Genomic DNA, 18,002 nt, shown 5'->3' on the forward strand with positions numbered 1-18,002 from the left:
CTTATTAAGCCACTGTATCCATGCCTCCTTTCAGAAAGTGTTCCTCCAGAATCCTATAATCATTGATCAGACGGGCAGTCATTTGGTTATCTCCACCTTTATCAGGATGATGCTTTTGGACAAGCTGCCTGAATCTTGATTTGATTACTCCAAAATCGTCCGTTGTTATAGGTAATTCAAAAACCTTAAGTATTCTTACAATATGAATAGGATGTGCGGCTTCTTGCTTTTGTTTTTCTTTATTATGCATTTTCATTTCGGTTTCCTCTTGTTCAGGCTCAACAAACTCCTTTTCAGGGGTATCCTCAAATTTATCCTCTAATTCTTTAAGGAAGTCAACTATCTTCTCTATGCGTTTAATCCATTCGTCAGCCTTTGCTTTCCGCGCCTCAACCTTAGCTTCGTAATATCTCTTAAAGTATGGATATCCCAAATAACATTGTAGGACTGTATTCGATAAACAAATTGCAATAATCATTACTGGATTCAAATTTGTTGCAAAGTACAAACAAATTCCTAAGAACATACTATAGAATGGAGCATCTTTATAATAACTATAAATACACAGTTCTCTTTCATAGCCATTTATAAAGAAGTAATAGTACCAGAAGGACAAGGTTGATAAATCACCAATAAAAGATATCATATAAAACTCCTCTTCTCACTACATCATGGAGCTTAGTAATGCCACGAACAGAATTGCTACAATAACTACAACTACTACCGTAATCAAACAGCCAAACTGGAATTTTTCCCCTATGCCTTTTGCGCCAATTAGACCAAATATCAGGAAACCCAGACCTATGATTGCTGCTCCCAACACTTCGCGAACCCTCCCTCCAGTTAACATCGGAAATAATTTCGTGTTGCTATATCAAAATTTTGCAATAAATTGAACCACAAGCTATGTATATACGATAAAACGATACTATTCCTAACGCGCCCCCCCCTCTTTAGGAGAAGCTCCAAATATAGGTAATAAGACTCAATGTACTATTTATATCACAAATATATTCTATTGGGTATAATTCTTTTCATTTTGATTCAATTGAATGTTGGGAGTCATTTGGTACTGCGATATGTTTTGCATGAGGTGATGAATTACATTATGCAAAACATTAAGGAAGTAGTAGGAGCCCGCGTGCGGGAACTTAGGAAAGAAAAGGGCATGAGTCAAGAAGAACTGGCCCATGCAGCTAATTTGCATCCTACATATATTGGAAAATTAGAACGCGGAGAGCGCAACATGAGTGTTGAAAGCCTTGATAAGGCAACTCAAGCACTTGGAATTACCTTAGAACAGTTATTCAGATATATACAGCCCTCAAATCAAGATGAAGAGTCTATGGTTATGGAGCAGATCATTAATCGATTATACGGCAAGAGCCTTCAGGAAAAGCACACTATTCTGAAGCTTATTGATACAGCCTTTGAGCTGCAAGACAAATAGAAACATTCTGAGCAGGCTTGTATTCATTCCTTAGTGGAGTGAATGCAGGTCTTTTTTTTGCGCTAATAGCGGGACAGCGATAATTAGGAGCCTTTGAGATCAAGCTCCAATAAAAGGAGGTGATGAAACGATGTGTAGAGAAAATGAGAGTATGCTGGAAGTCAGTACAGAGCTACTTATTCAATCATATTGGAATGCTTTATATCTTGGGCTGGACAAGAACTTTGTTGAGATGCTTGTCTGTGAGCTTTTGCGGCGTGGAATTGTAATCAAATAATGAATGGGGAATCCACATGAGCAGAGAGGTACTATACGTCAAGAGCTGCGGTAATATTGAATATGAACATTTTTGTACCAAAACCCCATTTTCCACAGAATATTTTTGCAATCCACTTGGGAGATGGGTTAAACAAGAAGTAGATCTTACAACTTATGGTATATCGGTCCGACTTTCATATAAAAGAGAGAGCATTCAATATGACACTGGCCCATTAGCCGCTAGAAGCAATCAATCAGGTTACATCTTACAACAGTTATTGAGACTTAACCTAAGCAATTTAGAGGAAATCAGGTCACACATTCTTAAAGAACAAGCCGCACTGTTTAAGTACCATAAGGAATACCCTTTTAAGGAATATGCCAGGAAGCAATTAAAAAAACAACATAGAAAACAGCTGTATAAGGACTTCTAAACATTATCCTTCGTGGAAATGATTTAGGAGTCTTTTTTGTTGGACAGAGAATAAGATGGGCCCGTGAGATTAGCCCTACCTTGGAGGTGATATAGATGAAGGATAAACAAGGATTACCTGAGGAACTCACGGTGACTCTACGGCAACTTGTCATGAACGGACATTTTAGAATGGCAGGAACGGTATTATATGTGTACTTTAAACGCTGCTGGAAGCTGGAAGATGATTAGCGGGAAACTATGTCGTCCGCTACTTCGCCAAACACTTTCCCAAGCAATGGGGGAGATTTCAGGAGTTTCAAATTGCAGCATCTGAACTGAAATAAAGACCGCTTTGCAGAGCGGCCTTGGTAATCCTATTTCATAGCAATCATAACCCAATATATACACCCATTCAAGGGGAGTAACCCAATTCGGTTACTCCTCTATTTCTATTTCCTGGAGGTAATCCACAATGAATATCTACTCTATTAAAACTGCCTTGGCAGATGCTCTTTGCGTGAAAGAATCAAGCCCAATGATTCAGGAGCTATTTTCCCGTTTCGTAACACCATATGAACTACTTGATGCTAGCGAGTTGGAATTTACCCGCATTAAAGGCGTGGGGCCAGCCAAAGCCCGTCAAATCGTTTCTACACTTAAGCTAGCAAGAGCACTAAACACGCCGCTTGAGAGCCCCTATGTAATCCGTAAGCCAGAGGATGCGTTCCAGCTAATGCGATTTGTAGTAGGTCACCTGATGCACGAAGAATTCTGGATTCTTCCGCTTAACACGAAAAATCACGTCATCTGCAAAGAGAGGATCAGTGTCGGGACGCTAAATAGTGCAATTGTTCATCCTAGGGAAGTCTATCGTTCACTCATCCAGAGAGCTGCAGCAAGTTATATCGCAGTACACAACCACCCTACACAAATGACAGATGCCTCCCCAGAGGATATCCAGTTAACCAAACGATTAACAGATGCAGGAGAACTGCTCGGAATAGAACTGCTTGACCACGTCATCGTCTCAACGGACAACTATTGTTCACTCAAGGAAAGAGGTCTAATGTAAAACATTCTTTGGGGTTGGCCTTTATGGCTATCTCTCTAAGATTTGCCTTCGGCTATAGAAAGCGCGCTCCACTTCGATACGCGCATTACCTGTCTGTACGCTTCATACGCAGTTCTAATCCAAACTAATACTTATGGAGGTAATTCAAATGATTACTAACGCAGCAGCTATCGGGTACACTCTATTGGTAGGAAGAAACTAGGCTTATCCAGAGAGGATCTTAATCGCCTCGAAGCCAATGTGTAGCTAACTTGATCTTGTTACAGAAGATGAAGCAGAAGCAGTGTACCGTAGGAACTAAGTCGTTAAACGTGGGAAAGCCAGCCGTTATGGTTGGCTCCCTCATTATTCCTTTAACAAATCGCTGGCACAGAACCGATATGATGGATTAGCCATTCTATTAATATACATTTCTAGCTGAAGATCAGTTTTAATTGTCTCCGCATCGTTAGGCTTCTTATTCATGAACAATAAGTAAATGCGCTTTCTGTGGGCATTTGCCTCTTTCTGCGCCTCGGATGTCCCTGGTAGACTGTTCTCAAAATCAAGAGCACGTATAAAATCATCAATATTTTCATTCATCGTCATCGTCTCCTTCAGATTGGTTAAATCCAAATATGTATTCGAAACCGTAATCCTCTTCTCGCTCCATCGTTTCAAGGGTATTATTCATTGCATCTAATCTCCTCACAAAGTAGTGTATTCGCCGTCGTCATCTTCATCGCCAGTCATTCGAAATTCAAGACTGCCATTCATATAAAGTTGTCTATAAATGTAGTCTTCAACAGCCTTCTCCTTGCCGCGAGGAATGGTGCGCTTTGAGTTTTCGATTTCACTAAGAGTACCTGGTGTCATCTTAAGCAGTTTGCCTAACTGCCTTAATGTCATCCCATCAGCAACTCGCTTAATTCGCAGGATTTCACCGATCTCCCTGACTTCTTCATTAACGATCATCATCGGCTCGTTGTCCATATAGATCAATTGCATAACTAACTCAATTTGATCATCCGTTAGCTTTCTTGGTTTAATATCCATTCGTATTCACCTACCATTTGTATGTTAAGCTCCCCTCGGTGAAGACTGGAGCCATTGAGTAGACCCACATTGATCATGCGGATAACTCACATAACAGATATAACCATTTCAATTCTTAATAGCAATAGATTTCTGAAATATTTTCTGGAAATTTAGGTTCCTTTATGAATCTTCACACCAGTCAGAGTCAATAAAAATTACAAACCCATGCCAGTACTGGATTTCCAGGTATTCGTGGTAGAAGTACCAAAGAGGGAGATGTTACGTTGTCGCAGGGGGCTTAGGCACAAAATCAGCAATCACGTCTAATCATGGTAAGTTAAACACTGATTGTTAAGCAAGAAATCTCTAAGTGCTGGCTGCAAGATTTCGTGATATGATCGGTACTAAAATGAACCTTAGGAGGTAAGCATATGCGTAAACAATTGATCAATGAGGATGCATTCAGGAGTTATCTTGATAGGACCATAAGCAGCGAAAAGCAAGTTCGCGACTGCATATCCAGATGTAGAAGAGTCGAAGAATCTGAGGGAAACCTAATTAAGCACTACACCAATGATCGCGGAAGATTTCTAATGGAACGCCTTACCTATAGCAAGGAAGACGCAGATCGGGAACTGGAGCCAAAACATCATATTACATTCAAGGGAACTAAGGGGTATCATTCCATACTGGTAGGTACTGCATCGTTACGTAACGCGGTTCAACACTATTTCTACTTCCTCAGGGAACATGGCTAATGTTGACTTCGTGCTATGTTCAAGAAAGAGCCATCATTATATAAACCTGGTGGACTCTAATAATGGGTAATCCTTTATTGATCTCTTTAGCATAGATATCGAGTGGAGATATGCCGATTTCATGCTCAGTTGTTATGAACTCAATATCCGTACCAAGTTCGTATCCCAGTGTATTGATGTATTTTTTCCAGCAAATTCCAAAATCCTTGGTTATATCCTCAAACTGTGGAATATCATCAATATTAGGTACCTGTCCAATTTCCTCCAGCTACCCCACTCTATTTAGATTCCCAACCAAAGTCGGGATACTGTTGCTTTAGAATAGACAATTCATTCAGACGAGTGATGGAAAACCTCTGTATAGCTTCATTATGATCATCACCAGATAAGAAATCCAACAAATTTTTATCGTAATAGTATAGAAGCTTAGGCTATTGTCATCCATATCTTCAGTTAACAAACCTTCATTTTTTTCACCAAAAGCCCTCAACGCATTAATTTTTGCTATACGATTCGGACACTTAGGATCAACTTGAAATATTATAGAAGTTAGCGGGTACTCATCCTCCGTCAAATAGAAGTCAAGAGTTAACGGAGTAGTTGCCTTGGTCATTCTGCTTCATAATCAATTAAAGTTGCTCATGACTCTGATTAGTCATTTATCTTCAACATATCGCTTGCATTATCGGCCCTAATCCCCAAAACTCTTCAGTTCCTGATACCCCCCCTTTACAAGTCAGTACATCCAAAATAAGATCGTTCATTAGACGGCGAATTCCATATCATAATCAGATACCGTTCATACTCATCGTGGTCTTCGTCAATAAACTCGCCATATATAGCGCCAGCATCGTAGATTAAAAAGTAGACCGTTTTATAGTCAAATCATCAGATAATTCGAGAAAACTATCAGACAATATCTCCATTGAAAACCCCTCAAAACGTCACTTAAGAGTTGCTCAAGGGAACTCTTATCATAAGATATTTGAAATGAGGTAGCACCTTCGACCATGCATTGATTCATATTGACCTAATAACCTTTTAATAATTATCGAAATATTTTGAAATAGCATTTGACCTCAAGAGACAGCTCCCTAAGATCCTAAATAGATATAGGATGAACTACGCTACCAGAACTGCGTATTGAAACCATGGTTAGAATCATTTGACTTTCATAGCGATTAGCCATGATTATCCCTGCCTCAATTGCACTTACTACCTGCATAGTTCAGTAATTAATCAACTCATTCATTACCAGCTCATCTCTTATCGTGAGCCAACACTATCACACAAGTCAATAATTTATATAGTTATTATATTTTTGTTCATACTTATATATTATTTATTGAAAAACTAATATATACCATATTAATATGGTATAATAATGAAGAGGTGATAATATGCAATATAAAGGACGAGAGATAAGGCATGAAGAGCTCCTCGAACTCATGTCCAAAGATAACAACGCTCAGAAGCTTAAGTGGATAAGGGAGGAGCTAGACGAAATATACAGGAAAGAATTCACGAAGAAGAGAGTGGCAGAACAAGTCGAGGGCATATCATACCAAACCCTTTATTTCCTTGAGGAGCGTGGCAAAGAACCAAGAATAGATACCATTCGGAAGTTAGCCCAGCATTACAATGTGCCGTTGGACATCTTCGAAAAGGATAAGTCAGTACAGCCCTTCTTTCTTGGAAGAAAGGAAGATGAACAGCGTTGGATCGAAGAACAGAATGAAGTGTCTATGAATGGAAGAGATATATCGGAGGTCAATTACGACAAAGAAGACAATGATGAACTTCCCGATTACATCGAACCAGAATTTGCTTCCGATGAATTCAGCATCGAAATAGACATGAAAATATTTGTGGGAAATGACAGTAATCCCACTATGGCATATTTACTACAGGAACGGACAGCAATCGATGAGGAAGATATTGAGGACATTAGGAAGCAGATCAGCCAACTCATTCGCCTTCTGGGTCGCAAGCACTTGCATATAAAGACGAAAGAAGCTGCAATGAAGGAACTTCAGCGAAAGAAATCCACTCCAGAGGAAGCGCTCGCCTCCATCCAGAGCTACATAGCAAGCGGTAAGCTAGCCGATGATCAAGCCAGATTCAAAGAGCGAATGAGTACTCGCCTTCGACGTTCTGTACAGAGCAAAAACACAAAGTCGGCTGTCACTAAGGATATGGACGAGGATGAAGGTACGCATTAAGCCATGTATGTGGAGAGGTTCGAATCCTTGCTATGGCTCTAAATTGCGCAAATCACGGTAAGAATTTCAAGCGACTGCTGCGTAGAAGTTGACGGGGAAAGTCCCCCCCTCCGATGCATTCAACTTTCGAATGAAGCTGAACACTCAGAATCATTCATGTACTAGGCATCCGCAACAGATACTAACCAAAAACGATAAGTGGGTGCAGACACCGTATCATTCATGCATACCTTTCAAAACGGGCAGTTACGACCATGCAGTTTAGCAACTTTATCCGCAGTAAGGTTACACCGTTGCAATCCACGCATAAAAGAATCGAAATTAGCATCCTAGAACCGCAGATATGATGCATGATTAGTCCCCCCCTTAAAATGCAGGTTATTATATAATAGTGCATACAGCAACCAGTTCAAAATACTACTAACCTGCAAACCAAGGGAGTTAGCGTACAAAGTCACGATTCAGCACTCAATAGACAGTAACATGGATGCAGATGAGTAGCGGTCTACTCAGAACGTATATCTAGCAGGAAACAATCTACGGATGCAGCAGAAAGTAGCAGATTAGCACTACGAAAAGGAGAGTTACGATACATGGATACAGTTACATTGAATCATGAGCAGTACCTTAGCTTTACTGGATGGAGCGAAAGTCACTGCATGAAGCAGATAGCTAGTGCACGCAGACAGAAACTTGAGGATATGGGTGCAGAAGTCGTTACTGTAGATGGTAAAGGTAAGAGTGCTATTTACACCGTACGCATTCCCGCTGGATTCTACCGCATGTTATTAGTAGATGTGATGCGATATAGTCCCGTAGGTGCGGAGTACATCGACATGATAATGAGTGACCGAGACATTGTGCATTGTAGTGAGGGTAGCCATGTAAAGTTCAGTGTTGAACTTTATACCGAACTGGCTGCAATGTACGGGCTTGAGTACAAGGCCGTAGAAGCTACTTGCACTCGCATCCGTAACTTTCTGTATGACAATGGATATATAGCGTCAGACTCCCCTACAAAAACGCACCGAGTAAAAAGATCGAAGCTCTACGTTGATAAATTCATCGACGAGTGGGTGATTGGTGACGAAGCCGTAGCGTATGATCAAAAAGCTCGTGACATCTGGACGAGTTTCTTTAAGCAGAAGTTGCATGCCTACCACGAGATTGATCCAGATGCCAATTCCATCCCACAAAAACTTATTGCACGCGAAATGAAGCAACTGTACAGCTTTGGTATGAAGGATAAACTAAATGTTGAATACTACCGAGTTGCCAAGAAGACTCAGACCACCGAAGCACTCCTTGCTGACATTAATTACGCACAGGATACCTTTCTCAAGACATTGGATTTGCGCGCTGTTCATTCTGTACTTCGCCATCGCCAGTCAGATTATCGTAAACGCAAGCAGGAACAAAGGGAACAAGTTCAGAAGAACAAAACAGAATTCGAAGCGACCCAACCGACAAAGAAAGAACTGGAGGATTTACGTCAACGTATGAAGCTCATTGAGCTACAGCAGGAATCGTATTGCCCACCTGCGACCAAAGAACAACAGCAACGGTTGGCCTCTATAATCAATGACCTATTTCCACTCATTGAACAAGAGAGTGAATAAACATAAAACCCCTTCCGTCCCCGTGGAGAAACGCAGGATCACGAGCCCTACACCCAGTCACTCGGCTTGTCAGCCGAAGGTGCTGATGAGTGTAGACAAATAGTAACCGATCGCTTCGCGGCCTTGACGATCTGACTTTTCAAGTTCTAATCATAGGTTAAGCACCTTGTAGTAGCCATTCCCAATTCTTTCGAAATCATTAAATACAACTGCATGATTCCGCTTCATACTAGCACAGCATTTAGATACGATAATGCGTTCTTATCGTCGATTCAGCATAGAGCGTGTTATTACTCTTCATATACTCTATAACTTTCTTAGGCGTAAAGCGATTATCCCCTCGGCTTTAATAATCGCTCTTGTTACCGATAATAGTTCTTCCCTGCAACTCCCTGTGCTCATCATGTATCGCTCCAATCATGTTTTGCCCCATCTCCCATCGTATCAATGAATACCTCTCTTCAAACTAGTAAGCGTCTGTTATGATTAATAGTTATGATTGGAGTATACTTCCAAATTAATTTCAGTGTTCAACATCATTTTTCGGACGGGCTACAATCGGTTAAAGAGGTGAGAAAATGATTAAATAGGAACTGCTTGAACATGCACGGATACGCGGGATATCGCTAAGCAGTAATATGATCGAACGATATGTCGAATACGGCCTTATCGTTGGGAATAATATCAGCTTGGGCTAATCCCATGGTGTAGTTACCCACTATGAATGCCATTCCGTTAATCGATCAGCTAAAATCAAGCAAGATTTCCAAGCATCAAAAGGACTATATATTCATTTTCTATATTGGAATGGCTATCCCATCTGGCTCTTTGGATTGCTTGACGGCATTCCGTCATGTCTTCAACTGGAGCCAGTTGTTTGCATGCATCAGTATACCAAACTTGCTTGAGAAATGATGAGTGTATCACCATCCAGGCTTTCAAAGGTGTTGACTGGAAAACAATAAAAAAGCTATCTTCAGATATCCTGAATAAAATATCTATAAAAATATCAGTTACTCTTCAAGCATTTAATCCTGATTATTACCAGGAAGACCTGAAGACCTTTACCATTTGTGGTATTACTTCCAATGTTAATAATTTCGTTATTCTCGCTCCTTCTTACCGAATTCAGATGAATTTAAAAGTACTTTTACCAAAGAGTTCGAGTTGATATTTTGATTGATCACATCATAGAGTATGCATTTAAAAACATTAATCAATGTTTTTTGGAAGTTGTGGGTTTCTAATGAGCTATACAAGAAAAGGCAACCGTACCCAAAGTGAGTTACAGTTTCCCTTTTATTTACCGTACCTTCCCAATCCGTTTCTTATGTTGCACCAATCGATTAAGCGGTGAAGCCGTACTGTGTTGTTCCTTCATATCATTATCTGAGAGCCTCACATACCTCTTCGTCATGGTCATGTCCACATGTCCCAACATCCGTTGTAGGCTGAATGCATTACCACCGCCTCTCAGAAAGACGACCGAGAAAGCATGACGCAGTGCATAAGGCCAGATATGAATACCCAGTTTCTTGCCGTACATTTCTACACGATCACCCCAAGTGTGCCTTGTCAGAGGTTTACCTTCATTAGTACAGAAGATTGGTGCCTTGCCCTTCCACTCTTTGGGATGAATAGAGATCAACTCAGAGATTGCATCTACTGTGATTGGAGACAGCGGCAGTGTACGGGAAACTCTTGTCTTAGCTTTTGCTGCATCTATACGGATCTCATAGGCGCGGGGATGAAAATCATCCGTCATTAACCCAAAAGCTTCCTTCGGCCTTATGCCGCAATCCAGAAACATCAGGAACAGTGCATAGTCCCTCAATCCAGCGAAGGTTTCCTGATTGGGCAAAGAAATCAATCGGGCTAGCATCTCCTCATCAATGGTGACGGGCCTGCCTTCGTCCTTGCGCTTCTTGAATCCATCCAGAGGATTATCTTCCAGCACGCCATGCTCACAGCACCATTTGAAGAAGGTCCGCAGGTACACTAGCCGATTGTTATACGTTGCTGGCTTGATGCCCTCCTGGCTCAAATGCTCACAAACGGCGTTCTCCAACTCATCATAAGAGTCTTTGGCTTCTGGATACCGTTTATACAGCAGATTAATATGCGTGGTGTAATCCAGAAGTGTCTGCTCACTGATGCCATTTGCCTTCTTCCAGGTAATAAACCGATCCATAGCCTCTTCCATTGTTGCGGGGGTTTTCTTGATTTTGTTTACGCGTGACGCCATAAAAAAATCCTCCTTTGCCTCTATCTGTTTTTTGAAGAACAGATAGCTCAAAAGAGGACCTCTAGCAGCGAATCCTGTGCGGCTGTGGCAGCCCATTTGAAACACACAGGATTCACTATTTTTCTGGTTTACGGAAATTAATCCAAAGGGCCAAAACCCTTATAAATCAAGGATGCCGAGGACGGGGGTCGAACCCGTACGGTACTCACGTACCGCAGGATTTTAAGTCCTGTGCGTCTGCCTGTTCCGCCACCCCGGCATATTATGTGTTGTTGCTTCATACGATATTTACGTATAACGCGACAAGAAATATAATATCATGAATATCGATAACGCGCAATCCCTTTTTCAAAAAAAGTTTTATCACATTAAAAATAACCCGTTCCAGCGTGTGCCGACACGGGTTATTTGGCATGTCGATTATCTGCGTTCGTCACTTCTGCTTCTCATTCCGACAAGGCCCAAGAGTCCAAACAATCCGAGCCAGCCCCAGTTAGATCCTCTGCTGGTAGTCCCAGTATTTGTAGTTGTACTGGTTGCCCGATATCTACCGTCCGTTGTAGTGTTGGATAGTGGAGTTACCGTATTTCTGTTGTAGTTATCCCGGGTGTAATTTTCATTGTAGTTATTGGTGTTAGGTCTATAATTTTCCCCTGTGCGAATCTTATCTTTCATAATGCTCTCATGCTGATTCATCGTTCCCGTGGTGCCGTTCATTAGATTGCCTTCCGTATTCATCATCCGAGTGTTATTCACGGTACCATCCATGCCCGTATTCGCGTTCGGGATACCGCCTAAAGCGGCTGACCCGATTGGATTAGCGTAACTAGCTCCCATTATACTCATTGACAGTACAGTACCGCATGCAAGGCTTGTTATTAGCTTGTTCACAGTGTTATGCCTCCCTTTATGGTTAGTTATCACTGATAATTTCCCCTTGGGTGGCACTGTCTATACATGAATAGCTTTACTCTTTTACTACATTCACTGTCTTGCTTGCTGCGTCATACGTAACCTTTGCTCCAAGCGCCTCAGCCAGAGCACGCACGGGTACATACGTTACGCCGGTATCAAGAACACCATCCGTAAGTTTAGTGCCGTTTAAGGTTATCGTTACTTTAACGTCTTTGTTCACCTGGTCATCCTCCCCAGTAATTCTTTTTAAAGCTTCATTGACCTGATCCGTCGTAGGACGTTTACCTGCCCGAAGTTGAGTCGTGGTTAAGCCGAAGGCCATTTGCAGATGTGAATAATCTTTAAAAGACGTCCAGTCTCCTCCCCACTCAAGCCCTAGCTGTTTTCCCACCTGTACAACCTCTTGCCAGTCCGCTATTTTATCTTTATCACCATCACGATTCATATCCCAGGAAATACCATTTCCATCCGGCAGCAAAAGCGCAAAATCAAACGCAAGGCCATAATTGTGATAGCTGGTTCCACCCTTGGCGTTGGTAACTATAGGTCCAGGCTTACTTCTCCCCTGCGCATACAAGGCATTTTGTTCAGCAATCGACCGCAATCCCTGAGTAATAACGATGGGCACTCCTCTGGCATAGCTTTGCTGTATCAAAGCCTTCGCCCCTGCTGCCAAAACAGGATGAAGCCCAACAAGCCTCGCCGCCGATTTGTCCCTCACTTGATCTAAAGTCAGCATAGAATCACCCCTTGGTATAATCAATGATCCCGCTTCCCCATTCGCTTGTACTAATACCCCTGCTTGCCTTAGCATACAAGCATAAATGTCTTCGGCGTCCATATAAGGAAGGACGATAAGCGTTTAAGCGAGAAATATAAGACATAAAGGATAGGTGCATAACTTATACTTTCTTATATTTTAAAAAAAGACCCCGGTATCCCCGAGATCTCCCCTGAAAAGCACCTATTCATAGCTTCTTCACCTTGGATCATTTCTACAAAAAAGGGCAAAATATTAGCGAAAGGTGGGAACACATATGGACATTCATAGTGATAGCTATAAAGTTGCTGCCCTGAGCGAGCAGGAAGAAGCACTCGAAATTATTCGAAATGCTGAAGCTTCCATTGCACATCTGACCGGCAACCCAACGTTGACCCTAATTGCTTATGAAAAAAGTGAAGTCAGCAGTTCTCAGCATTAGACGATGTAAACCTCCACTAGATCATCTACATTGATCCACTTCCATTCCTCCGCCCACTGCAGCTTAAACTCACGCGAGTGGGTGTGAATGGAAGTCACAAAACCACTAATTGTCGTATTCTCAAAAGGATCAAACAGCACAACAGTGACGCGCACATGACTCCGTAACGATAAGGCCAGTGTACATTCGATCTCCTCCAGCTTCTGCTCATCCAGAATAGGCTTAATGCGGCGCAGGGTCTCCCGTTCATCCCTAATAATTCTTACCTTATGCTCCGGCAGCATCATGCGACTACTTTCCCACAGTCCGTTTTTCTCCAGCTTTTTGCCCATGGTAACCCCTCCCTAATTTCTATACTTATTCCGCTACACACGAACGTATGTTTGTATTATATCCACACCTTCGCTGAATAATCAATAATCAGGAAAAAGATCCCACTTTAAAATCCTCCTCTTTTATCTAAAAGTTGTATAATATTGAATATCTAATTGAGAGGAGCTTTCCACTTGAAAAAAAACAATGCCCTGCTCATCCTAATTCCCGTATTATTCCTGTGTCTATACCCCCTCGTATATCGAAGCAGTACCCTCTCAGGCCTAACAAAAGGAATCGTAGCCGGCTTATTTATAGGATTGGCAGTGTTACCTCTACTCAAGCTCAAAATCGCATCAAAAAGACGCTGACAGTTGAACTGTTCAGCGTCTAAATTTCGATCTATTCTTGAACTTTCTCTGATTCAGCGGTGGACTGACCATCAGCATCGATGAGTCCTGTTGCTTCTCTTGCTTCATTAAGCTTGGAAATGCCGTATAGCATCGCGACGTCAGCGTTCTGATTCAATTCCTCGAACTTCTCAGCAGTGACCTCTGCGGAATCAGCACCTTGAGAGGCCTGTTCTTTTAGAGAATAAGCACTTTGAAAAGCAATTTTGGACTCATCAAGCAGTTTACGAATGTCTTCGGGCAAGCTAGAGGAAATTTTCACTTTTTCAGCCTGATTGGATAGTTCTGTTGCGGTCTTCTGGAATTCGTTAATCTTCTTCTCCAACTGCCTGTCCGAAAGTTCTCCTGCTGAATAAGCAGCAATAGCTTCGTTGAACTCCGCTAAAGATGATTTTCCTAATTCATCAAGTTTAGACATTTCATTGTAGAAGTTTTGCACGGTTTCCTGCACTTCTTCTTCCGAGGCAGGTGCCGATGAAGTTGAATTATTATTGCTGCAGGCGCTAAGGATGACAGTCAGCATTAGCGTTCCTATTAGTAACACTTTTTTCATTATTTATCCCTCCACTTAACAGAATAATGTCGGTTTGTGTAAAGCGCAAATGAAATTTATGTAAAATGACTATTATGTTATAATTATTTCAATTGTAATCAGGGAAGGAGAGTATTTATGCCTTATTGCACAACCTGCGGATCAGAATATAAGCAGGGCGCTAAATTTTGTGGAGAATGCGGATCTAGCATTGACGGCACTGCTCCAGTGACCGCCCGCCGTCCATCAGCAAATCAAAATGCTACTCAAGAAGTCGTTCTCTGGAAAGGCAAACCAGCCAGTATCTCTGATCGCCTCAAAGGAATCGTACGCCTAAACACGACTACGTACACCATTACAAGCCAGCGCATTATGGTAAAGACCGGACTTATCGGTAAAAATGTCGAAGAAATCGAATTACTGCGTGTACGCGATTTATCCGTAGCACAATCTATCATGGACCGGATGCTCGGCATCGGTACATTAACTGTATTTTCTGATGATGCCTCAGCGCCGCAGCTTCTTTTCCGAAAAATCCATGATGCCCAAACCGTCAAGGATGTTCTGCGCAAAGCTGTTCGTGACGAGAAGATCGCCAACAACATTAGCTACCGTGAACAAATCTAAGATTCTTTCACATTAAAAAAAGCCCCGAAATCCGGGGCTTTTTCGCTAATATTCCAATGCTCGAATCAGTTCGGATATCGTCTTATGGAAGATAAAACGCTCCTGCTGGAATAATCCCTTTGGGTTGGCTAGGACTTTCCCACTGCAATACAATTCGCGCGTCCCCCTCATTCTCATAGTACTCCACTTTTATTTCATGTAGCTTGCCAGCAATCAGATTCACACTGCCTTTTCGCTCCTGTCCACTCTGATTCACCCAGCTATCAATGATCAGCCCTCCATCAATCCACACCCGTACCCCGTCATCAGAGGAGGAGTAAATGGTATAGGTTTCACTATAGGCTGCAGTCAGTTTTCCACTCCACCGTACAGAAAAAGCGTCGACACGAATGGCTGGATCAGGCGAACCCTGTTTCCACGAAAATTGGATGTTAGCATCGGTTCGCGTCAGCGCAGGTGCGCCGCTAAGAGTCATGTTATTGTAATATTGCCCCCATAGTCCACTCTGCAGCACACTGTCTCCCTCAGCGGCTACAATTGCCGCCTCAGCAGCATACTCTTCCCGCGTGAATACAAAGTTGTCATTCATATAGGCTCTAATTACCGCATCGGTATTCTTCTCATAAAGAAGCTTGCCCCAGGTCATCTGATAAGACCATTTGGGCTGTGATTTAGATAGTAGTGCAGGGGACGGTAGCTCTCCATTTTCTCCAATCGCTATCACTTTTCCACGACCCAGATCCCATAGACTATCATAATGACTCCCCTTAAAATCCCCATCATAGATATCTAGTGCCAGTACATCTACTTTGTCACCGCTTGGGTAGTATTCGGCAGGGTCATCACTCCACTGATTTTTGGCGTTTGGGCTCCAGACCCACAATAAATTATGCAGCTTATGATAGCTGGTGAAACGGTCAAACATAAGGTTCCACAGTCCCACGTAGTTGATCTTCTTCCCCCACCAGAACCATCCGCCATTCATTTCATGATACGGCCGCCAGAGCACAGGAACACCTGCATCATTTAGTTTTTTTAAAGAAAGGGCTATCTTATCCAGATCAGCGATCAGTGCGTTGTACTGAGAGGTACCCGGGGTTATATATTTGTCAAAATCAGCGTTGCTTATGCTCGTAGATACGTTATCCCAAGCTGGCGCAGTCCCTGGCAACTGTGCGTGATAGCTAATCGTTACGATTCCACCGGCTTTATACCAGCGAATAGCGCTGCTAACGACCCAATCCCGCTGATTGTCTATTAGTGCCGCCGTCTGATTATTGATTGCCCCCAGCTCATAGCCGTGAAGGGCGGCGAATTGCCCGCTAGTATTTTTCAGCTTACCATTGAACTCATCCGCGCTCTCCAAATAATCATGTTGTCCACTAATCCATCCTTTTCCTTGCAGAAAATAAAGGGTATTCAACAATTTCTGAGCAGAAGGTACCGTTTCCGAATCCGCCGGAGCCATTTGCAATTTACGATACGCGATTTGCCACTGAACATCGCTCACAAACCTCGATGCCGAATCAACCATATTTCGAAGATTGCGCTGTTCCATCCACTCTCACATCCTTTTAACTTTTTTAAGTTATAGTATGGGGACAATAGTGACATGAACTCAGCGAATGGACATGAAGTTGTAATTTAATTTAGGACAGTGTAAGGAACTGCTGAATAAATTCACGGCTCAATAAAAAAAAGGAGCCCGGCGGCTCCTGACTATATCTCCAATTTACCTCGTATATCTCAGCGGTAGTAATTCAGAAATATCATATTTAGCTAACCGGCCGTCCTCGGATACAATAACTTTGCAATCCTTCCCGTAATCAGCAATTAACTCACGGCACATCCCGCAGGGAGAAACTACTTTAATTTCTCTTTCCTCGCTGTCCGGATCAGAATGCCTTACCGCAACAATCGTATCAAATTCCTTGTAGCCTTCGGATATCGCTTTTCCAATCACCATCGCTTCTGCACAGACTGTAATTCGTCCCATGCTAGCTTCTACATGTACCGCTGTAAAGATTTCCCCCGTCTTAGTACGGAGCGCCGCCCCTACATGGTGTCTTCCCCATTCATAGCGTCTAGTAATAATATCTTCAGCAGAGGCAATAAGCGTCTGATCTTCAATCGTAATCAAATACTCCATATCCAATTCCGTCCTCCTCTTATTTTTCCTAAGTATATTAAATCGCACTGCATTATGATATAAGATATACTATTTTAAGTTCCAAAAAAGGAGGAGCAGATTTGAAAATACAGAAATTACTCACCGGTCTCATCATTGTTGTGTTACTTGCTTTGGGCGGTTACTGGTATGAACAGAACGGAGATCCGGCAGCCCCATCGTCCACATCCGATTCAGAAGTTGTTCAGCTGATCTTCCCATCAGATCGTTATCCTGAGACCGCTAAGCACATTCAGGACGCAATTGCTAAAGGGGAGTCCGCGACGTGCACGATTAACCGTGAGCAGGCTGAAGACAACCGCAAAGAATCCTTAAAAGGGATCCCCACCAAAAAAGGCTACGACCGCGATGAATGGCCCATGGCCATGTGTAATGAAGGCGGCAAAGGAGCCGACATTGAATACATAACCCCAAAAGATAACCGCGGCGCAGGAAGCTGGGTTGGCAATCAGTTAGAAGATTATGCGGATGGAACCCGCGTAGAATTTATGTTCAAATAATAAGCTAACGTGAACAGTGCTTCAAAAGAATAGCCCCATCCGGTATTCCGGATGGGGCTACAATGTGCATCATCTAACTTAGAATAAGCAAGCTTTAGTGATGATAACCAGCAAGATGAAGAGTACCAGAATAGCTCCTGTTGAAGTCCAAGGGCTACACACCGGACCTACTGCTGCTGGGCTTACTACCGGACCTACGTTACATCCACAACCATGTTCAAATCCCATGTTCAATTCCTCCTAATGATTAATGACTACAG

General features: G+C 42.4%; 24 protein-coding genes and 1 tRNA gene. 12 read left to right on the forward strand and 13 right to left on the reverse strand.

The window, feature by feature from the left end; genetic code table 11:
• Positions 1 to 4: 4 nt before the first annotated feature.
• A complete protein-coding gene (locus ACFWMP_RS19390; RefSeq protein WP_379424517.1) occupies positions 5 to 646 on the reverse strand; it encodes a hypothetical protein in 642 nt (213 codons plus the stop codon).
• An 18-nt stretch (positions 647 to 664) separates the two neighbouring features.
• Entirely contained in the window at positions 665 to 823 is a 159-nt protein-coding gene (locus ACFWMP_RS19395) for a hypothetical protein (RefSeq protein WP_379424518.1), read from the reverse strand.
• Between the two features lie 285 nt (positions 824 to 1,108).
• On the opposite strand from ACFWMP_RS19395, the gene ACFWMP_RS19400 reads away from it, so the two are divergent.
• The 5 genes from ACFWMP_RS19400 (at position 1,109) to ACFWMP_RS19420 (ending at position 3,195) form a co-directional block, all read left to right on the forward strand.
• Positions 1,109 to 1,450 (forward strand): helix-turn-helix domain-containing protein, encoded by a 342-nt coding sequence (locus tag ACFWMP_RS19400; RefSeq protein ID WP_379424519.1) that lies wholly within the window; start codon positions 1,109 to 1,111, stop codon positions 1,448 to 1,450.
• A 130-nt stretch (positions 1,451 to 1,580) separates the two neighbouring features.
• Positions 1,581 to 1,727, forward strand: a complete 147-nt coding sequence (sda, locus tag ACFWMP_RS19405; RefSeq protein WP_379424520.1) for a sporulation histidine kinase inhibitor Sda — start codon at positions 1,581 to 1,583, stop codon at positions 1,725 to 1,727.
• Positions 1,728 to 1,743: 16 nt separating this feature from the next.
• A complete protein-coding gene (locus ACFWMP_RS19410) occupies positions 1,744 to 2,142 on the forward strand; it encodes a hypothetical protein (RefSeq protein ID WP_379424521.1) in 399 nt (132 codons plus the stop codon).
• Positions 2,143 to 2,237: 95 nt separating this feature from the next.
• On the forward strand, positions 2,238 to 2,372 hold the full coding sequence (locus tag ACFWMP_RS19415; protein WP_379424522.1) for a hypothetical protein: 135 nt from the start codon (positions 2,238 to 2,240) through the stop codon (positions 2,370 to 2,372).
• Between the two features lie 223 nt (positions 2,373 to 2,595).
• A complete protein-coding gene (locus ACFWMP_RS19420; protein WP_379424523.1) occupies positions 2,596 to 3,195 on the forward strand; it encodes a JAB domain-containing protein in 600 nt (199 codons plus the stop codon).
• A gap of 345 nt (positions 3,196 to 3,540) precedes the next feature.
• Here ACFWMP_RS19420 and ACFWMP_RS19425 read toward each other — a convergent pair whose 3' ends face one another.
• Together ACFWMP_RS19425 and ACFWMP_RS19430 are read right to left on the reverse strand one after the other, a co-directional pair.
• Positions 3,541 to 3,777 carry a hypothetical protein gene (locus tag ACFWMP_RS19425; protein ID WP_379424524.1) on the reverse strand — a complete coding sequence of 79 codons (237 nt, stop codon included), beginning with the start codon at positions 3,775 to 3,777 and terminating at the stop codon, positions 3,541 to 3,543.
• Positions 3,778 to 3,882: 105 nt separating this feature from the next.
• Positions 3,883 to 4,230, reverse strand: a complete 348-nt coding sequence (locus ACFWMP_RS19430; RefSeq protein ID WP_379424525.1) for a helix-turn-helix domain-containing protein — start codon at positions 4,228 to 4,230, stop codon at positions 3,883 to 3,885.
• Positions 4,231 to 4,643: 413 nt separating this feature from the next.
• Between ACFWMP_RS19430 and ACFWMP_RS19435 the strand changes: the two genes are divergently transcribed.
• The 4 genes from ACFWMP_RS19435 (at position 4,644) to ACFWMP_RS19450 (ending at position 9,982) form a co-directional block, all read left to right on the forward strand.
• A complete protein-coding gene (locus tag ACFWMP_RS19435; RefSeq protein WP_379424526.1) occupies positions 4,644 to 4,970 on the forward strand; it encodes a hypothetical protein in 327 nt (108 codons plus the stop codon).
• A 1,400-nt stretch (positions 4,971 to 6,370) separates the two neighbouring features.
• Complete coding sequence (locus ACFWMP_RS19440; protein WP_379424527.1) at positions 6,371 to 7,192, forward strand: helix-turn-helix transcriptional regulator; 822 nt, start codon at positions 6,371 to 6,373, stop codon at positions 7,190 to 7,192.
• 593 nt (positions 7,193 to 7,785) lie between these two features.
• Complete coding sequence (locus tag ACFWMP_RS19445) at positions 7,786 to 8,811, forward strand: hypothetical protein (RefSeq protein WP_379424528.1); 1,026 nt, start codon at positions 7,786 to 7,788, stop codon at positions 8,809 to 8,811.
• Between the two features lie 853 nt (positions 8,812 to 9,664).
• Positions 9,665 to 9,982, forward strand: a complete 318-nt coding sequence (locus ACFWMP_RS19450) for a hypothetical protein (protein ID WP_379424529.1) — start codon at positions 9,665 to 9,667, stop codon at positions 9,980 to 9,982.
• Positions 9,983 to 10,114: 132 nt separating this feature from the next.
• Here ACFWMP_RS19450 and ACFWMP_RS19455 read toward each other — a convergent pair whose 3' ends face one another.
• From ACFWMP_RS19455 to ACFWMP_RS19470, 4 genes are all read right to left on the reverse strand, one after another.
• Positions 10,115 to 11,056 carry a tyrosine-type recombinase/integrase gene (locus tag ACFWMP_RS19455; RefSeq protein ID WP_379424530.1) on the reverse strand — a complete coding sequence of 314 codons (942 nt, stop codon included), beginning with the start codon at positions 11,054 to 11,056 and terminating at the stop codon, positions 10,115 to 10,117.
• 173 nt (positions 11,057 to 11,229) lie between these two features.
• A tRNA-Leu gene (locus ACFWMP_RS19460) sits at positions 11,230 to 11,315 on the reverse strand.
• A gap of 161 nt (positions 11,316 to 11,476) precedes the next feature.
• Complete coding sequence (locus ACFWMP_RS19465) at positions 11,477 to 11,947, reverse strand: hypothetical protein (RefSeq protein WP_042190773.1); 471 nt, start codon at positions 11,945 to 11,947, stop codon at positions 11,477 to 11,479.
• A 76-nt stretch (positions 11,948 to 12,023) separates the two neighbouring features.
• Positions 12,024 to 12,710 (reverse strand): M15 family metallopeptidase, encoded by a 687-nt coding sequence (locus tag ACFWMP_RS19470; RefSeq protein ID WP_379424531.1) that lies wholly within the window; start codon positions 12,708 to 12,710, stop codon positions 12,024 to 12,026.
• Between the two features lie 298 nt (positions 12,711 to 13,008).
• On the opposite strand from ACFWMP_RS19470, the gene ACFWMP_RS19475 reads away from it, so the two are divergent.
• Positions 13,009 to 13,173, forward strand: coding sequence for a hypothetical protein (locus ACFWMP_RS19475; protein ID WP_197071245.1), 165 nt, complete (start codon positions 13,009 to 13,011; stop codon positions 13,171 to 13,173).
• Here the strand turns inward: ACFWMP_RS19475 and ACFWMP_RS19480 are convergent.
• A complete protein-coding gene (locus ACFWMP_RS19480) occupies positions 13,170 to 13,505 on the reverse strand; it encodes a YolD-like family protein (protein ID WP_042130171.1) in 336 nt (111 codons plus the stop codon). The two genes, ACFWMP_RS19475 and ACFWMP_RS19480, sit on opposite strands and share 4 nt — an antisense overlap.
• A gap of 382 nt (positions 13,506 to 13,887) precedes the next feature.
• Positions 13,888 to 14,448, reverse strand: coding sequence for a hypothetical protein (locus ACFWMP_RS19485; RefSeq protein ID WP_042190778.1), 561 nt, complete (start codon positions 14,446 to 14,448; stop codon positions 13,888 to 13,890).
• Between the two features lie 117 nt (positions 14,449 to 14,565).
• Between ACFWMP_RS19485 and ACFWMP_RS19490 the strand changes: the two genes are divergently transcribed.
• Positions 14,566 to 15,054, forward strand: a complete 489-nt coding sequence (locus ACFWMP_RS19490; RefSeq protein ID WP_042190780.1) for a PH domain-containing protein — start codon at positions 14,566 to 14,568, stop codon at positions 15,052 to 15,054.
• A gap of 82 nt (positions 15,055 to 15,136) precedes the next feature.
• Here the strand turns inward: ACFWMP_RS19490 and ACFWMP_RS19495 are convergent, their stop codons facing one another.
• Positions 15,137 to 16,612, reverse strand: a complete 1,476-nt coding sequence (locus ACFWMP_RS19495; protein WP_379424532.1) for a glycosyl hydrolase — start codon at positions 16,610 to 16,612, stop codon at positions 15,137 to 15,139.
• 174 nt (positions 16,613 to 16,786) lie between these two features.
• Positions 16,787 to 17,203 (reverse strand): cytidine deaminase, encoded by a 417-nt coding sequence (locus ACFWMP_RS19500; protein WP_042194350.1) that lies wholly within the window; start codon positions 17,201 to 17,203, stop codon positions 16,787 to 16,789.
• Positions 17,204 to 17,310: 107 nt separating this feature from the next.
• Here ACFWMP_RS19500 and ACFWMP_RS19505 point away from each other — a divergent pair, with 107 nt between their 5' ends.
• Positions 17,311 to 17,742, forward strand: a complete 432-nt coding sequence (locus tag ACFWMP_RS19505) for a NucA/NucB deoxyribonuclease domain-containing protein (RefSeq protein ID WP_379424603.1) — start codon at positions 17,311 to 17,313, stop codon at positions 17,740 to 17,742.
• Positions 17,743 to 17,820: 78 nt separating this feature from the next.
• On the opposite strand, the gene ACFWMP_RS19510 is transcribed toward ACFWMP_RS19505, so the two are convergent.
• Positions 17,821 to 17,970, reverse strand: a complete 150-nt coding sequence (locus ACFWMP_RS19510; RefSeq protein ID WP_179281775.1) for a hypothetical protein — start codon at positions 17,968 to 17,970, stop codon at positions 17,821 to 17,823.
• Positions 17,971 to 18,002 lie beyond the last annotated feature (32 nt).

This window comes from Paenibacillus sp. NPDC058367 (assembly GCF_042723305.1).
Classification (GTDB): domain Bacteria; phylum Bacillota; class Bacilli; order Paenibacillales; family Paenibacillaceae; genus Paenibacillus_AQ.

What these genes read in the sequence shown, in the direction of transcription:
- ACFWMP_RS19390 (WP_379424517.1), bottom strand. Translation starts at nt 646, where the DNA reads ATGATATCTTTTATTGGTGATTTATCAACCTTGTCCTTCTGGTACTAT.
- ACFWMP_RS19400 (WP_379424519.1), top strand. Translation starts at nt 1,109, where the DNA reads ATGCAAAACATTAAGGAAGTAGTAGGAGCCCGCGTGCGGGAACTTAGG.
- sda (WP_379424520.1), top strand. Translation starts at nt 1,581, where the DNA reads ATGTGTAGAGAAAATGAGAGTATGCTGGAAGTCAGTACAGAGCTACTT.
- ACFWMP_RS19410 (WP_379424521.1), top strand. Translation starts at nt 1,744, where the DNA reads ATGAGCAGAGAGGTACTATACGTCAAGAGCTGCGGTAATATTGAATAT.
- ACFWMP_RS19415 (WP_379424522.1), top strand. Translation starts at nt 2,238, where the DNA reads ATGAAGGATAAACAAGGATTACCTGAGGAACTCACGGTGACTCTACGG.
- ACFWMP_RS19420 (WP_379424523.1), top strand. Translation starts at nt 2,596, where the DNA reads ATGAATATCTACTCTATTAAAACTGCCTTGGCAGATGCTCTTTGCGTG.
- ACFWMP_RS19425 (WP_379424524.1), bottom strand. Translation starts at nt 3,777, where the DNA reads ATGAATGAAAATATTGATGATTTTATACGTGCTCTTGATTTTGAGAAC.
- ACFWMP_RS19430 (WP_379424525.1), bottom strand. Translation starts at nt 4,230, where the DNA reads ATGGATATTAAACCAAGAAAGCTAACGGATGATCAAATTGAGTTAGTT.
- ACFWMP_RS19435 (WP_379424526.1), top strand. Translation starts at nt 4,644, where the DNA reads ATGCGTAAACAATTGATCAATGAGGATGCATTCAGGAGTTATCTTGAT.
- ACFWMP_RS19440 (WP_379424527.1), top strand. Translation starts at nt 6,371, where the DNA reads ATGCAATATAAAGGACGAGAGATAAGGCATGAAGAGCTCCTCGAACTC.
- ACFWMP_RS19445 (WP_379424528.1), top strand. Translation starts at nt 7,786, where the DNA reads ATGGATACAGTTACATTGAATCATGAGCAGTACCTTAGCTTTACTGGA.
- ACFWMP_RS19450 (WP_379424529.1), top strand. Translation starts at nt 9,665, where the DNA reads ATGTCTTCAACTGGAGCCAGTTGTTTGCATGCATCAGTATACCAAACT.
- ACFWMP_RS19455 (WP_379424530.1), bottom strand. Translation starts at nt 11,056, where the DNA reads ATGGCGTCACGCGTAAACAAAATCAAGAAAACCCCCGCAACAATGGAA.
- ACFWMP_RS19470 (WP_379424531.1), bottom strand. Translation starts at nt 12,710, where the DNA reads ATGCTGACTTTAGATCAAGTGAGGGACAAATCGGCGGCGAGGCTTGTT.
- ACFWMP_RS19475 (WP_197071245.1), top strand. Translation starts at nt 13,009, where the DNA reads ATGGACATTCATAGTGATAGCTATAAAGTTGCTGCCCTGAGCGAGCAG.
- ACFWMP_RS19480 (WP_042130171.1), bottom strand. Translation starts at nt 13,505, where the DNA reads ATGGGCAAAAAGCTGGAGAAAAACGGACTGTGGGAAAGTAGTCGCATG.
- ACFWMP_RS19485 (WP_042190778.1), bottom strand. Translation starts at nt 14,448, where the DNA reads ATGAAAAAAGTGTTACTAATAGGAACGCTAATGCTGACTGTCATCCTT.
- ACFWMP_RS19490 (WP_042190780.1), top strand. Translation starts at nt 14,566, where the DNA reads ATGCCTTATTGCACAACCTGCGGATCAGAATATAAGCAGGGCGCTAAA.
- ACFWMP_RS19495 (WP_379424532.1), bottom strand. Translation starts at nt 16,612, where the DNA reads ATGGAACAGCGCAATCTTCGAAATATGGTTGATTCGGCATCGAGGTTT.
- ACFWMP_RS19500 (WP_042194350.1), bottom strand. Translation starts at nt 17,203, where the DNA reads ATGGAGTATTTGATTACGATTGAAGATCAGACGCTTATTGCCTCTGCT.
- ACFWMP_RS19510 (WP_179281775.1), bottom strand. Translation starts at nt 17,970, where the DNA reads ATGGGATTTGAACATGGTTGTGGATGTAACGTAGGTCCGGTAGTAAGC.